Source organism: Methylobacterium sp. Leaf123 (assembly GCF_001423405.1).
Classification (GTDB): Bacteria; Pseudomonadota; Alphaproteobacteria; order Rhizobiales; family Beijerinckiaceae; genus Methylobacterium.
The window spans coordinates 293,611-307,608 of sequence record NZ_LMNS01000001.1; the positions used below are offsets into that span (position 1 = coordinate 293,611).

11 protein-coding genes and 1 tRNA gene are annotated in these 13,998 nt (G+C 67.3%); 5 read left to right on the forward strand and 7 right to left on the reverse strand.

The window, feature by feature from the left end; all coding sequences use genetic code 11:
- Nucleotides 1-2 precede the first annotated feature (2 nt).
- The 4 genes from egtD to ASF53_RS01155 form a co-directional block, all read right to left on the reverse strand.
- Nucleotides 3-950, reverse strand: coding sequence for an L-histidine N(alpha)-methyltransferase (gene egtD, locus ASF53_RS01140; RefSeq protein ID WP_056192529.1), 948 nt, complete (start codon nt 948-950; stop codon nt 3-5).
- Entirely contained in the window at nt 947-1,963 is a 1,017-nt protein-coding gene (locus ASF53_RS01145) for a class I SAM-dependent methyltransferase (RefSeq protein ID WP_082482270.1), read from the reverse strand. Before ASF53_RS01145 ends, egtD begins: the two co-directional genes overlap by 4 nt.
- Nucleotides 1,960-2,715, reverse strand: a complete 756-nt coding sequence (gene gntA / locus ASF53_RS01150; RefSeq protein WP_056192534.1) for a guanitoxin biosynthesis heme-dependent pre-guanitoxin N-hydroxylase GntA — start codon at nt 2,713-2,715, stop codon at nt 1,960-1,962. Before gntA ends, ASF53_RS01145 begins: the two co-directional genes overlap by 4 nt.
- A 275-nt stretch (nt 2,716-2,990) precedes the next feature.
- The gene (locus ASF53_RS01155; protein ID WP_056192536.1) at nt 2,991-3,587 is read right to left on the reverse strand and encodes a DUF1989 domain-containing protein; all 597 of its coding nucleotides are present in this window, start codon (nt 3,585-3,587) and stop codon (nt 2,991-2,993) included.
- Nucleotides 3,588-3,755: 168 nt separating this feature from the next.
- Here ASF53_RS01155 and ASF53_RS01160 point away from each other — a divergent pair, with 168 nt between their 5' ends.
- The 3 genes from ASF53_RS01160 to ASF53_RS01170 all read left to right on the forward strand — a co-directional run bounded on the left by ASF53_RS01160 (nt 3,756) and on the right by ASF53_RS01170 (nt 6,986).
- Nucleotides 3,756-5,777 (forward strand): OPT family oligopeptide transporter, encoded by a 2,022-nt coding sequence (locus ASF53_RS01160; RefSeq protein ID WP_056192539.1) that lies wholly within the window; start codon nt 3,756-3,758, stop codon nt 5,775-5,777.
- Nucleotides 5,778-5,845: 68 nt separating this feature from the next.
- Nucleotides 5,846-6,640 carry an ABC transporter permease gene (locus tag ASF53_RS01165; protein WP_056192541.1) on the forward strand — a complete coding sequence of 265 codons (795 nt, stop codon included), beginning with the start codon at nt 5,846-5,848 and terminating at the stop codon, nt 6,638-6,640.
- Nucleotides 6,641-6,910: 270 nt separating this feature from the next.
- A tRNA-Ala gene (locus tag ASF53_RS01170) sits at nt 6,911-6,986 on the forward strand.
- A gap of 256 nt (nt 6,987-7,242) precedes the next feature.
- Here ASF53_RS01170 and ASF53_RS01175 read toward each other — a convergent pair.
- On the reverse strand, nt 7,243-7,950 hold the full coding sequence (locus tag ASF53_RS01175; RefSeq protein WP_056193807.1) for a hypothetical protein: 708 nt from the start codon (nt 7,948-7,950) through the stop codon (nt 7,243-7,245).
- Between the two features lie 236 nt (nt 7,951-8,186).
- Between ASF53_RS01175 and ASF53_RS01180 the strand changes: the two genes are divergently transcribed.
- Nucleotides 8,187-9,368, forward strand: coding sequence for a YihY/virulence factor BrkB family protein (locus tag ASF53_RS01180; protein ID WP_056192544.1), 1,182 nt, complete (start codon nt 8,187-8,189; stop codon nt 9,366-9,368).
- A gap of 15 nt (nt 9,369-9,383) precedes the next feature.
- Here the strand turns inward: ASF53_RS01180 and ASF53_RS01185 are convergent, their stop codons facing one another.
- The gene (locus tag ASF53_RS01185; RefSeq protein ID WP_056192547.1) at nt 9,384-9,578 is read right to left on the reverse strand and encodes a cupin domain-containing protein; all 195 of its coding nucleotides are present in this window, start codon (nt 9,576-9,578) and stop codon (nt 9,384-9,386) included.
- 277 nt (nt 9,579-9,855) lie between these two features.
- Nucleotides 9,856-10,278, reverse strand: coding sequence for a hypothetical protein (locus ASF53_RS01190; RefSeq protein ID WP_056193810.1), 423 nt, complete (start codon nt 10,276-10,278; stop codon nt 9,856-9,858).
- Nucleotides 10,279-10,781: 503 nt separating this feature from the next.
- On the opposite strand from ASF53_RS01190, the gene polA reads away from it, so the two are divergent.
- Entirely contained in the window at nt 10,782-13,925 is a 3,144-nt protein-coding gene (polA, locus tag ASF53_RS01195) for a DNA polymerase I (protein WP_056192550.1), read from the forward strand.
- Nucleotides 13,926-13,998 lie beyond the last annotated feature (73 nt).

Genomic DNA, 13,998 nt, shown 5'->3' on the forward strand with positions numbered 1-13,998 from the left:
GCCTATTGCGCCCGGAACAGGTGGAGGCTGAAGCCGCTGTCCTCATCGACCCAGAGGCGCACCGGCTCCCAGCCCTGCGCCGAGGCCAGGGCTCGAAATGCGTCGGGCGCGTATTTGTGGGAGGTGTCGGTGCGGATGCTCTCGCCGGCGGCGAAGCGGATCGTCCGATCGCCGAGCCGGTAGGCACCGGGCCGGGTTGCCACGAGATGAGCTTCCACCCGGAACGGGTCGTCGGCGAGCCGTACTTCGTGGCGGAGGTGGCTGCGGTCGAAATCGCTTCCGAGTTCCCGGTTCATCCGCTCGATGAGGTTGAGGTGCAAAGCCGCCATCAGGCCGTCCGCCTCTCCGTAGGCGCGGCGTAGGCGGGCCGGGTCGTGCGTGGGATCGGCCCCGACCAGGAAGTGGCTCGGCCCCAGCGTCTCCCGCGCCCGCGCCAGGAAGCTGCTCGCCTGCTTCGGCGTGAAGTTGCCGATGCTGGTGCCGGGAAAGAAGCCCAGGATCGGCGGCGCGGCGGCCCCCGGCGGCAGGCGGATCGGCTTCGAATAGTCGGCGCAAACGGGCGTCATCGGCACGTCCGGGTAATCCGGAGCGAGGCGCGCGATCGCCGCATCGAGATAGGCCCCGGAGATGTCGAGGGCGAGAAAGGCGGCCGGCGCCTCCAAGGCGTCGAGCAGGGTCCGGATCTTCCGGCTCGCGCCGCTGCCGAACTCGACCACGCTGACGCCTGGGCCGACCAGCGCCGCGACTTCGGCCGCGACCCGTGGCAGAAGCGCCATCTCCCGTTTCATCGGGTAGTAGTCCGGATGCGCGCAGATCCGGTCGAACAGATCCGAGCCGGTCTCGTCCCAGAGGTATTTGCCGGGCAGGGTCTTCACCTCGCCCGAGAGGCCGGCGAGGGCGTCCCGCAGGAACTCGGCACGCTCGCGGGAGGCTGCCTCCGCTGCGCTCATCGCGGTCCGGTCGGGCGGGTCGCGGTGAGAATGACGAGCGCGATGCGCTCCGCCGCCGCGTAGCCCGGATCGTCGAGTTCCTCGCCATACTCGTCCGGATCGAACTCGCGGTACGAGACGTCGAGACCGGCCCGTGCGCAGATCGCGCTCGCCTCCTCCCGGAAGCCGTCATGGCCTTCGACGATGGCCGAACCGGTGAACAGCACAAGGCTGCCACCCGGCGCCAGTCGCTCGGTCGCCGCCTCGACCACGCGCAGGGACAGCCCGGCCCCGAGCGGTCCGCCGCCATGCCGGTAGGCCCGCCCGCCGGAATCCACCATGAAGGGTGGGTTCGAAACGATGAGATCGAACGATCCCTCGACGCTGTTCAGCATGTCGCTGTGGACGGGGCGCACATTGTCGATGCCCGCGAGCCGGGCGTTGATGCGCGCGGCGCGAAGGGCCGCCGGGTTGATGTCGACGAGAACGACTTCGGCCTCCGGCAACCGCTTGGCGACGACGATGCCCGCCGCGCCCGAGCCGCAGCCGATATCGGCCGCCCGCCGCGGCGTCGGATGTCGGGCCCTGGCCCGCTCTTCGAGGTGGGCAATGACGGCCTCGGCAAAGCGCATGGTGTCGGGGCCGAAGAACACCGCATCCGCCGCAAGCGGCGGGTAAGCCGCATGCAGAAACAACGTGTCGTCGAGGCTCGACAGACGAATCCCCGCCTTCATAAGAGAACCGTCCGGCCCCGCCGAGCGGTCGAGCACGCCCGCTTGCGCCATCAGGTCGGTCAGTTCTGCCGGAAGCAGGCCATCGCGAAACGGACGGCTCCAGCCCAGCACGTCCCGTAGCGATCGCGCGTGGGCGTTCTCGGGCCGGGCATTCACCCGGGCATGGGTGGCGGGTGTGACGGTGGTGAACCGGTAGCCGCTGTCCCGCACCGCGCGGGCGAGGGCGAGGAGGGCGTCCTCGTTATGGGCGTTCGGCTCCTGGGAGGCCGTGGGATGCGAGGGAGCATCGGCCATCCTCAACCCTCCATCTGCCCGGCGAGGAAGGCACCCGAGCGCAGATCCGCCGCCACTTGTTGCGCATCCCACTCCACCGCTCCCTCCTGGCGGTGATAGGGGCAGACCCAATCGTCCGGCACCGCCCGCCCGCTGAATTGCCGGGCGGCGGAGCGCTCGCCATGCTGCGCCAGCATCGGGTTGGCCGAGCCGGCCCAGGCCACGTCGCGCTCAACGATGGAGTCGCGCAGACGGTCGTAGCGACCTTCGGCCCGCAGGCGCTCGAACTGGTCGTGCAGGTTGAACACCAGAACCGGGTGCTCAAAGCGGCGCGCCTTCCGGCTCGCGCCGGGATGCAGCCCGACGATGAAGAAGCCTTCGCCGCCAAGGCTCATCGAGAAATGCGTGTCTTCCGGGTTGGCCGAGACGCGCGGATCCTGGGCATGACCCAACTCGCTGTCGCGGTCGGACAGCGACTGCATCCGCCGCCAAAGGGCCGCCTCGAACGCCTCCTCCGAGAGGTGGTGAGGGCCTTCGAACACGACGGCGAAGCTCTGGAACTGGTCGCGCCGGGCGCGATAGCGGCAAATGAAGGCGAGAAGCGCCGGGTAGATCCGCGCGTCGTCGCCATTGGAGGCGACGTCTCGGGCGACCAGAACCTTGAGCTGGCCGCGGGATAGAGCGGATTTGGCGCCGACGCAGGGGAAGGGCTGTTGGCGGATGAAGTGCCGGAAACGCTCAGCGAGCGGATGGCCGGTGTCGTCGGTAGGCAGCAGCATGACACCTCGTGGAACGCAGGCAAACGAAGCCGCGACCGAGTCTATCGACCCGGTACGGTGAAGATCGTGGGAGAGAAGGCAATCGCGATGCAGTCCGCCACCCCTCGGAGAAGGTGAACTGCGCGGGGGAACCACGGTCTGTGACCATTGTTCCGCCGGGTCTGGGGATAACCGAAGAGCTACGAAGCCGGCTTCATCTACGTCTTGTCTTGATCCGCCGCGGCATCGTAGCGCAGTATTCTATCCGCTCGTGACCGTGTCTTCGCGGCGAAGCCTCAAGATTCGATCTCGTAATGGATCGGCTTGAAGGAGAAGTTGTTCGACTGCAGGGCCGAGCAGGCCGTCAGGCCGACGACGAGGTCGGTCTCCGCCACGAAACTCACCCGGTCGCCGGCCCGGCTGAGCGGTGGGCGCACCGCGATCTCGCCGCTCAGCCCATCGACGGTGACGTGCATGAACACGTTGAAGGCGACCGGGATGCGGTCCGGCTCGATCCCGTAGGGCGCCAGCGCTTCGGCGAGGTTGCCGAAGCAGCCCCGGTGGGGGTGTTCGTCGCCGTAGATGATGCGGAAGGTGTCGGCCGAGCAGGGCGTGAGCAGGAAGTCGTGCCGGCCCACCGTGTCCTCGACGATGCGCAGGAGCACGTTGGAGCGGTTGGAGTAGATTGGGTCGCCCGTCGTCAGGAAGATGCGCGAGGCGTAGTCGATGGTGCGACCCGAGGAGATCACCTCATCGAGGTCGTCTCGGCGGAAGGCCACGAGGTCGGCCACCTGCTCCCCCTGGGGGTCGATCACGGTAAGGCGCTGGCCGCGATCCAGGGTGAAGGCCGCTCCCGAGCGCGGCGGGATCTCATGGCGCACCGGTCGGCTCATCAGTCGTTCTCTCCTTGCAGCGGGTGAAGCCCGCAGGTTCGTGCATCGATCCGCGACGGCCCCAAGCTTGGCCGCCGCGTCACGATGGGGGATCGGACGAGGGGCCCGTTGGGTTCCCAACAAAGATCGACGTCCCGAGCCGCGGGGCGGTACCGGAAACGCCTGCCCGTGGACGCACGATCCGACGAACGCTCCCCCTCGCATGGCGAAGCCGGGGGGAATCACCCGCGCCACGCCGCCGAACTCACCCTGCGAGGGCTTCTGCTCGGGGCGGTGATCACCGTCGTGTTCATGACCGCCAACCTCTATATGGGGCTGAAGACGGGCGTGACCTTCTCGACCTCGATTCCCGCGGCGATGCTGTCGATGGGATTGCTGCGCCTGTTCGGCGGGTCCGGCATCCTCGAGAACAACATTGTCCAGACCCAAGGGTCGGCCGCGGGCACGCTGTGCAACGTCATCCTGGTCCTGCCGGGCCTCGTGCTGATCGGCCACTGGCACGGTTTCCCGTTCTGGCAGACGACGGCCGTCTGCCTCGTCGGCGGTCTGATCGGCCTCGTCTACTCAATCCCTCTTCGCCGCGCCCTGGTGATGGGGGCCGGGCTTCCCTATCCCGAGGGCACCGCCGCCGCCGAAGTGCTCCATGCGGGTGAGGCCGGCGACCGGGGCGGTCTGCGCATTCTGCTGGGCGCGGCGGGAGCGGGCGGGCTGATCGGCTTCGCCACCACCGGCCTGCGCTTGCTTGCTGACGGCCTCCACACCACCCTCGCCGCGGGGCCGGCCCTGTTCCGGCTCGCCACGGGCTTCTCCCCCGCTTTGGTCGGGGTGGGTTATCTCGTCGGTCTCGGCGCCTGCCTCGCCCTGCTGGCGGGCGTGGCCCTGGCCTGGGGCGCCGCGGTGCCGCTGCTCACCGCCTTCGGCGACGGCGCCCAGGCCGGCTCTGCGGAGGCGACGGCGCGGGCGGTTTGGTCGGAAAAGGTCCGTCTCATCGGCGCCGGCATCATCGCCGTCGGCGCCATCTGGACGGTCGCCTCCCTCGGTCGCTCGATCCTGGGCAGCATCCGCTCCGCATTCGGTGCGGCGCAGGGCGGCGGGAAGGCTCTGCGCCAGTTGCCGCGCCAGGAGCGCGACCTGCCGATCACCTGGGTTGCGGGCAGCTCGCTTCTGCTTGCGCTGCCCCTGGCCTGGCTGTTCTTCCACTTCAGCGCGGAGGCCGAACTGGGTGGTCTGCGCTTCGCGCTGGTCGCGGTTGCCACCGTCTTCACGGTCGGCTTCGGCTTCCTGATGGCGGCCGCCTGCGGCTATCTCGCGGGCCTTCTCGGCTCGTCCTCCAGCCCGATTTCCGGCATCGGTATCCTGACGACGCTTCTGGCGGCCCTGCTGCTCCCGCTGTTGCTCGGCCGCTCCGCCGGGCCGGAAGGCGAGCGTTTCGTCGTCGCCGCCGTTCTTCTCCTCTCGGCCATCGTCGTCACCACCGCTTCGATCGCCAACGACAACCTTCAGGATCTCAAGACCGGCCAACTCGTCGATGCCACGCCCTGGCGCCAGCAGGTGGCGTTGGCGGCAGGCGTCGCGGTCGGTGCCCTGGTGATCGCCCCACTGCTCGACCTTCTCTACAACGCCTACGGTTTCGTCGGTGCCCTGCCGCGCGAGGGCATGGACGAAGCCGCCGCCCTTCCGGCACCCCAGGCCGCGCTGATGACGCAGATCGCCGGCGGCATCGTCCGCAACGAGTTGCCCTGGTCGATGGTGGCGACGGGAGCGGGCCTTGGTGCGATTCTCGTTGCACTGGAGGCGCGTCTGCGCCGCAGCGGGCGCGCCTTCCCGGCGCTGACTGTCGGGATCGGAATGTACCTGCCGCTGGAAGTGGTGGTGACGATCGCCTTCGGCGGCCTCGTCGGACGCCTCGCCGAGCGCCGGCTGCGCGCGGCGGGCGACGCGGTGCGGGCCGGAGGACGCCGCCGCGGCGTGCTGCTGGCCTCGGGCTTCCTCGTGGGCGAGAGCGTCGTCGGCGTCCTGCTCGCCGCCGCCGACACGCTGAGCGGGCGCGGCGGCTCCCTCGCCTTCGCGGCCGATGCGCTGGGCGGGGCAGGGCCGTGGCTCGGCCTGATCGTCTTCCTGCTGGTGCTGGCAGCCTTCTACCGCATCGCTTCGCGCACCGACGAGGCGGGCCGCTGCGGGGAAACCTAAACCGTCCTCGATTTCGTCGCGATTGCAGGCGACCCTACCGGCGCGACCGCCCCGTTGCGACGGATACCATGAACGCCCACGCCTCGTCCTTGCCGCGCCGTCAGAGCCATCTCGACGTCTACCTGCGCGTCCTCAGCGCCCTGATGCTGCGCGACATGCGCAGCCGCTTCGGCGGAACCTACTGGGGCTACCTCGTGCAGGTGCTCTGGCCCTGCGTGCATCTCGGGATCCTCGTCGGCATCATGACATTCCGCGGCGTCAAGTCGCCCATGGGTGACGATGCGATGGTCTTCATTGCGTCGGGCGCATTGCCGGCGCTTGCCTTCCAGTACATCTCCCGCGAGGTGATGAAGGGCTACATGATTCACAAGCCGCTGACTTACTTCCCGCAAGTGAAGCGCTTCGATACGATCGTCGCCCGTATCCTTGTCGAAATCGTCAGCAGTTTCCTGGGCGTCTGCCTCGTTTTCCTCGTCCTTATCTGCTTCGGTGCCGATCCCGTCCCCAACGACATGATGATGGCCATCACCGGTTATCTGACAGCGATTGCGCTCGGGATCGGTGTCGGGACGATCAACGTCGGAATCTGTTCAGTTTTCCCTGGCTGGGCGCTCGGCTACATTTTGGTGACTATCACTCTGTATATGACGAGCGGTGTGTATTTCATGGCATGTTACATGCCGGATGAAATTTACTACTATATGAAATGGAATCCTATTACGCAGCTCATCGAGTGGGTTCGTCTTGGATACGATCCGACGATCCCCGCCCAGGTCGATTATCTTTATCTTTTCGGTTGGGTTTTCGGCAGCCTTACCATCGGGCTTCTCATGGAGCGTTACGTCGTTCGGGCACAGCAGTAGCCGGGCCTCGGCTCCGCTGGGCAGAGCGGGAATCGACTTTCCAACCTAGATTCGGCGGTGCCGGGGAAGATTCATCGTCGAGCGGGAGCCAATCGAATGGCGTTCTCCGTCGAACTGCGCGGAGAAACGGAGGCGGCTCAAAAATCTGCCCTCACCTCGAAAAAAGGGGGTTGAGTCCCGCCAATCCGCACCGTATAGAACCGCCCATCGCCGACGCACTCAGCGCCGCCGGCGAGGCCAGAGACCGGAAGCGGTCACGGCAGAAATGATGGGGCCTTAGCTCAGCTGGGAGAGCGCTTCCATGGCATGGAAGAGGTCATCGGTTCGATCCCGTTAGGCTCCACCATCATACTTTCCCGAGAATGACAGAGCGGCTGAGTGGCCCACGCGACAGCGCCGGGCCCTGCAGCGCAACCTGAATTCCCGCTTGGATGAATCACCGTGGGCCCTGGGATCAGCGCTCAACGCATCGTCCTTGGCATCGTCTCGAATCCCGCATGACGAGCTTCGAGGGATCTGCTCAGAAGACCCCTCTCAGGTTCGATTTATTATCCTGTGACAGCGGCTTGATGCCCGATCGAGCATCACGGCTCCCCTAGACCCTAGCGAGCGATCTGCCAGGGGCTGATGATGCGGGTGGCTTTCGGGCCGGTCTCGGCGCGAGCTTGCCGGGTCAGCGGCTCAATCGTTTCCTGCGGGGCCAGACGGCGGGCTTTGGCGAGCGCTTTACGAACCTCCTCGGCGGGCATGGCGCCGTGCGGCAGCATCATCGCCATCAATTGGCGGCGGGTTTTCGCATTGAGCGTGCGCGCGTGTTTCACATCCTCGAAGTCGCTCATCCGGTGGCGAGCTGCCTTGGCGCCGCGACCACGACCACGGTCGTCATGGCCCATGAAGACTTTCGGGCCGTTCGGCATGACCACGATATCACCGGGGCGCAGCGTCTCGTCGCGCAGAAGCGCCGCGGTCGGATTGGCCGCGATCGCCTTCGAATCGACCGGTTGCTTGCCGCTGATCCCGAGGCCGTCATCCTTCGGCAGAGCCGCGTAACGCACCTTCGGCCGGCTGCGATCCGCGGTGCCGCGATGCCGGCGCCAGCGATACCGCTCGTTGACCTCGCCGCCGCCGTAAACCTGGATGGGGGCCACCACGGGGGCGGGCGCTGCCCGCTGCGGGGAAAAGAGCTGCTGGAACAGGCCGCCGAGGCCGCCCTCCTGAGCGTGAACGCCGGCGGCGGTGGACAGGATGAAAGCGGAAGAGGCCAGGACGAGCGCGAGGCGTTGTCCGGAGCGGCGCAGGGTCGAAGGCATCGACGGCTCCTGAAGCGAGGCGGTCGCGTTCGACCGATGCGCTGTCAACCGGGGCCGATCTTAACGGTTCCGGCGAGAACTTGGCGCGAATGTGAATTTTTCATGAGTGCGCTGTTCGAATACGCAACGGCGAAGCGCTTTTGCCCGCGGGCTCACGTCCCTGTGAACCGAAAGTCGGCCTGAATGGTTGCTGTCCAGCGCCGCCTCTTCGCGCGCTGGACGGAGCCAACCCCGCGATGCCTACACCCGATCGCGTCGTCCCCGACGCCGCTGCCACGGCGGACAACCCCCGCTATCCGGCCTTGTGGACCATGGCACTGGCGACGGCGCTCCTCGGGGTTGTCGCGCTTCCACGCCGCTCGGCACAGCCTACGGATCGTGCCGCGGACCACGCGCGAGGCCCATCGGACAGCGATGCGGCCCGCAAGGAATCCCCCTCCCACGAGGGCGCCGATGCCCACGGGGTCGCGCGGACCGAGCAGGACCGTGGCCGCTCCGCCGACAAGCCGACCGAGGTGCCCGTCGAAGGTTGGAAGGACGTCCTGAAGCGGACCTACCGGGATATCGGCGAGAACCGTCTCACCCTGGTCTCGGCGGGCGTGACCTTCTTCGTCCTCCTCGCCATCTTCCCCGCCATCGCCGCGCTGGTCTCCGTCTACGGGCTGATCGCCGACGTCTCGACCATCAACCATCAGATCGATGCGTTGCGCGGTGTCCTCCCCTCCGGGGGCGTCGACATCGTCGCCGAACAGGTGAAGCGCGTGACGGAAAAGGGCGATACGACCTTGGGGCTGACTGCCCTCGTCGGCATCGCCCTTTCGATCTGGAGTGCCAATGGCGGTGTGAAGCACGTCTTCGACGCGCTCAATCTCGTCTACAACGAGCGCGAGCGACGCGGCTTCTTCAAGCTCAACCTCGTCTCGCTGGCTTTCACTGCGGGCGCGCTGCTCTTCATCGTGCTCGCGCTCGCCGGCATTGTCGCCGTGCCGGTGGCGATTCAGTTTCTGGGTCTGTCGGGGGATGCGTGGTGGTTGACGCTTCTGCGTTGGCCGGTCCTGTTCGTGATCGTCATCCTAATGCTTGCCGTGCTGTACCGCTACGGTCCCAGCCGGGATGCGCCGCGCTGGCGTTGGGTCACGCCGGGCGGCATGGCCGCCGGCTTCCTGTGGCTGGCCGGCTCGTTGCTGTTCTCGTGGTACGTCTCGAATTTCGGCAGCTACGACAAGACCTACGGCTCCCTCGGCGCCGCCATTGGCTTCATGACCTGGATCTGGCTCTCGACCACGATCGTGCTGCTCGGTGCGCAGCTCAATGCCGAACTCGAACATCAGACCGCCAAGGACACCACCGTCGGTGCACCGAAGCCGCTCGGCACGCGTGACGCCCGCATGGCGGACACGGTGGGAGCCGCGGCCTGACGGGGGCTCCCGCCCTCAATTCTTCGCTTTGCTCGGGTCGTCGGCCGGATTCAGGTCGTTCACGCCGACCGGCCCGCTTCCGTGCACTTGAAGGACGACCGGTTCGTTGGTCGTCCAGAGGGCGTGCGGTGTGTTCTCGGGCAGGAACGCCGATTTCTGTGCCCTTCGGCAGATCGTGCGGCCCCTTCTCCCGTTTGACGGCAGCGCCATCGAGCAAGGTCACCGCGCCGGTCCTTCGCCATGCGGCGCGCCGGCCGTGTGCGCTTCACCGAGGCAGAACGAAAGGGGGAGGGCGAACACTGCGCCTCTCATGATCGCAGCCGAGCCTGAGGGAAGCGTCATGGGCCTCCCTCTCGGACTTTTGGCCCGGGCGGTCCGGCCGCTCGAAGCCGGACGCTTTTCCCTGCGCTTTTCCGGTGCCGTACGCACAAGAAAACGGCGGGGCTCGCGCCCCGCCGTTCGATCGTACTGAAAGTGTGGAGTGGTCTCAGTAGGCGGCTCGGCCGTAGGCGCCGGCCCGATCGACCGGCTGAGCGCCGTAGGTAGAACCGGCCGGGCGGCGGACCGAGCCAGTGACGATGCCGTCGGCCGCGCTGGCCGTGCCTCTGGCGACACCGCCGACCACGTTGCCGGCCGCATCGGCGGTTCCGCCGACGATGTTACCCGCTGCGCCCAGCGTGCCACCGACAATGTTGCCCGCCGCGCCAGTTACGCCGCCGACGACATTGCCGACACCGCCGAGGAGGCCGTCGCGCTCACGCACCGGGTCGATATGCGCGCCCCACACGTTGAGGGTGCCGTCACGGTTGTAGCCGGCGCTGTCGGACGCGACGCCCTGGGCGAGGCTCGGGGTCGCGGCAAGGCCGAGGGCCAGAGCGAGGGCAGCGGTGATCTTGGTGCGATTGGTCATGATCAATCCTTTATCCCTTGGTGCGGGCGCCGATGCACTTGGCTTGATCTTTGGAGCAATCAGGTCAGGCCGTCGCCCGTCTTCGATGAACGGGATTTGGGGCTGATCTCTTGGGAGACAATAGCCGGTTTGTCGCGCTGCAGCATCGATATATTTCGAATTCACCTTTCGCGCCCGAAATTTCGTGCAGCGACATTGCGCGCAGCCGAAAAAGCTTAGGATCTCGAAAGTGTTGCCGCTGATGTCGTGGCTCAACTTTGCAGGGTGCACGAGCGCACATGGACCCCGTGCCCGCTAATTTTTTAAGCGGTTCGCCTCTCGCGTCGCGCAAATGCTCTCGCGATGGACAAGGCCGGCGCGATGCCATGGCGGCCGTCAGGGATCAGAGAACCGGGGACCTGCGGCATTTCCCGGCGCCGGGGCGATGTTCTGAAGCGGCGAAAATGCTCTATGGATCGGCGGCCCCGCCCTTGGGCCTCCATTCGCCGATGGCTGTTCGACCGATGACCGAAGAGACGCAACCGCAACCGGCCAAGCCCGTCTGCGCCGACGACCGGGTGATCCTCGTCGATGGCTCGTCCTTCATCTTCCGGGCGTACTTCCAGTCGATCAATCAGGACCAGAAGTACAACACCCGCCCCTCCGACGGGCTGCCCACGGGGGCGGTGCGCCTGTTCTGCACCAAGATCGCGCAGTTCCTTCAGGAGGGCGCGGCGGGGGTGAAGCCGACCCATCTCGGCATCGTCTTCGACAAGTCCGAGGGCTCGTTCCGCAAGGAGCTGTTCCCCGATTACAAGGGCCACCGGCCGGACGCGCCCGACGACCTGAAGCGCCAGATGCCGCTGATGCGCGATGCGGTGCGGGCCTTCGGGCTGCATGCGGTGGAATTGGTGCGCTACGAGGCCGACGACCTGATCGCGACCTACGCGCGCCAGGCCGAGGCGCGCGGCGCCGAGGTCATCATCGTGTCCTCCGACAAGGACCTGATGCAGCTCGTCTCGGACAAGATCCGGTTCTACGATTTCGAGTCGGGCGCCAAGGGCAAGCCCGGCTACCGCCCTGAGCGCAACCTCGACCGCGAGGCGATCATCGCCAAGTGGGAGGGCCTCGCGCCCGAGCAGATCGGCGACGCGCTGGCGCTGATCGGCGACACCTCCGACAACGTGCCGGGCGTGCCCGGCATCGGCCTGAAGACGGCCGCGGCCCTCATCAAGGAATATGGCAGCCTGGAGCAGCTCTTGGAGCGGGCGGCCGAGATCAAGCAGCCCAAGCGCCGGGAAATGCTGCTCGCCAACATCGATCAGGCCAAGCTCTCGCGCCGCCTCGTGGCGCTCGAAGAGAGCGTGCCGGTGCCGGTGCCGCTCGATGAACTCGGCGTGCCGCAGCCCGATCCGGAAAAGCTCGTCGGCTTCCTGAAGGCCATGGAGTTCAACACGCTGACGCGGCGCATCGCGCAGATGCTCCACGTCGATCCCGAAGCGGTGAAGCCCGACCCGGCGCTGCTGCCGGGCGCACAGCCCCACGCCTACACCAACGCGGCCGGCGGCAGCGATGCCGTGCCGTTCTTCGGCGACACCGTGCCGGTCGATCCCGAGACCGCCGCCGCACCTGAGCGGACGGATGGTGCGGCCCCGCCCGAGGCGGGTGAGGCCGACCCCTTCGCCGATCTCGACCTGCCGGATCAGGCTCCGAAGAAGAAGCGCGGCTCCAACGAGCCGACGCCCGCGACCCTCGTCGGCGCCCGCGCGGCGGAATCGGTCAAGCCGTTCGATACGGCCGCCTACGAAACCATCGCCACCGTGGAGCAGCTCGAAGCCTGGATCGCCGAGAGCTACGAGGCCGGCGTGATCGCGGTCGATACCGAGACCGACGCGCTCGACGCGGCCAAGGCGGGCCTCGTCGGCGTCTCGCTCGCCACCGCGCCGGGGCGGGCCGCCTATATCCCGCTCGCCCATGTGAAGCCTGAGGTGAAGGGCGGCGACCTGTTCGGCGAGAGCGGGGCAGGGGCCGATGCCTCGGACAAGCAGCCCGGCCAGATCGATTTCGGCACCGCCCTCAAGCTGCTGAAGCCGCTCCTGGAGGATGCCGGCACGCTCAAGGTCGGCCAGAACCTGAAATACGACCTCTCGGTGCTGCACCGCTACGGCATCGACGTGACGCCCTTCGACGACACGATGCTGATCTCCTACGTGCTCGATGCCGGCAAGGGCGGGCACGGCATGGACGAACTCGCCCGCCGCCATCTCGGCCACCAGCCGATCACCTTCGCCGATGTGGCCGGCACCGGCCGCAACAAGGTCACCTTCGACCGCGTGGCGATCGATCGGGCGACCGCCTACGCGGCGGAGGATGCCGACGTCACCTTACGCCTGTGGCGGATGATGAAGCCGCGCCTCGTCGCCGAGCACCGGGTGACGGTCTACGAGACGCTGGAACGTCCGCTGGTGCCGGTTCTGGCGCGAATGGAGCGGGCCGGCATCGCCATCGACCGCAACATGCTGAGCCGCCTCTCCGGCGACTTCTCGCAGATCCTGGCGCGGCTGGAGGAGGAGATTCAGGAGGACGCGGGCGAGCGGTTTCAGGTCTCCTCACCGAAGCAGATCGGCGACGTGCTGTTCGGCAAGATGGGCCTGCCCGGCGCGAAGAAGACGCCGTCCGGCCAGTGGGCCACGCCCGCGACGCTCCTCGAAGAGCTGGCCCAGGCCGGCCACGACCTGCCGAAGAAGATTCTCAACTGGCGCCAGCTCTCGAAGCTGAAATCGACCTATACCGATTCGCTGCAACAGCATGCCGACCGGGGGACCAACCGGGTCCATACCTCGTTCGCGCTCGCGGCGACGACGACCGGCCGGCTCTCCTCCTCGGACCCGAACCTGCAGAACATCCCGATCCGCACGGAGGAGGGGCGGCGTATCCGCCGCGCCTTCGTCGCGCCCGAGGGCAAGAAGCTGATCTCGGCCGATTACAGCCAGATCGAGCTGCGCCTGCTCGCCCACATCGCCGACATCCCGCAATTGCGCGAGGCGTTCGAGCAGGGGATCGACATCCACGCGGCCACGGCGTCGGCCATGTTCGGCGTCGCCCTCGACCAGATGACCGGGGACCTGCGGCGGCGGGCCAAGACCATCAATTTCGGCATCATCTACGGCATCTCGGCCTTCGGGCTGGCCGACCGCCTCGGCATCGGCCGCGAGGAGGCCTCGGCCTTCATCAAGCAGTATTTCGAGCGGTTTCCCGGCATCCGCGACTACATCGACACCACCAAGCGCTCGTGCCGCGAGAAGGGCTACGTGACGACCCTGTTCGGCCGCGTCTGCCACTACCCGCAGATCCGCTCGAACAACCCGTCCGAGCGGGCGAGCGTGGAGCGCCAAGCCATCAATGCCCCGATCCAGGGCACCGCCGCCGACATCATCCGCCGCGCCATGACGCGGATGGAGGATGCGCTGGAGGTCAAGAAGCTCACCGCGCGGATGCTGCTGCAGGTGCACGACGAACTCGTGTTCGAGGTGCCCGACGACGAGGTGGAGGCGACGATTCCCGTGATCGCCGGGGTGATGGAAGAGGCGCCCGCGCCGGCCCTGACACTGAGAGTGCCGTTGGTGGTCGAGGCGCGGGCTGCGGGGAATTGGGAAGAGGCGCACTGAGGGCCCGATCCCGGAAGTCACAACGCTCCTCATTGAGGCACTGCGTCAGCAGCCTCGAAGCACGCCGCGAGGT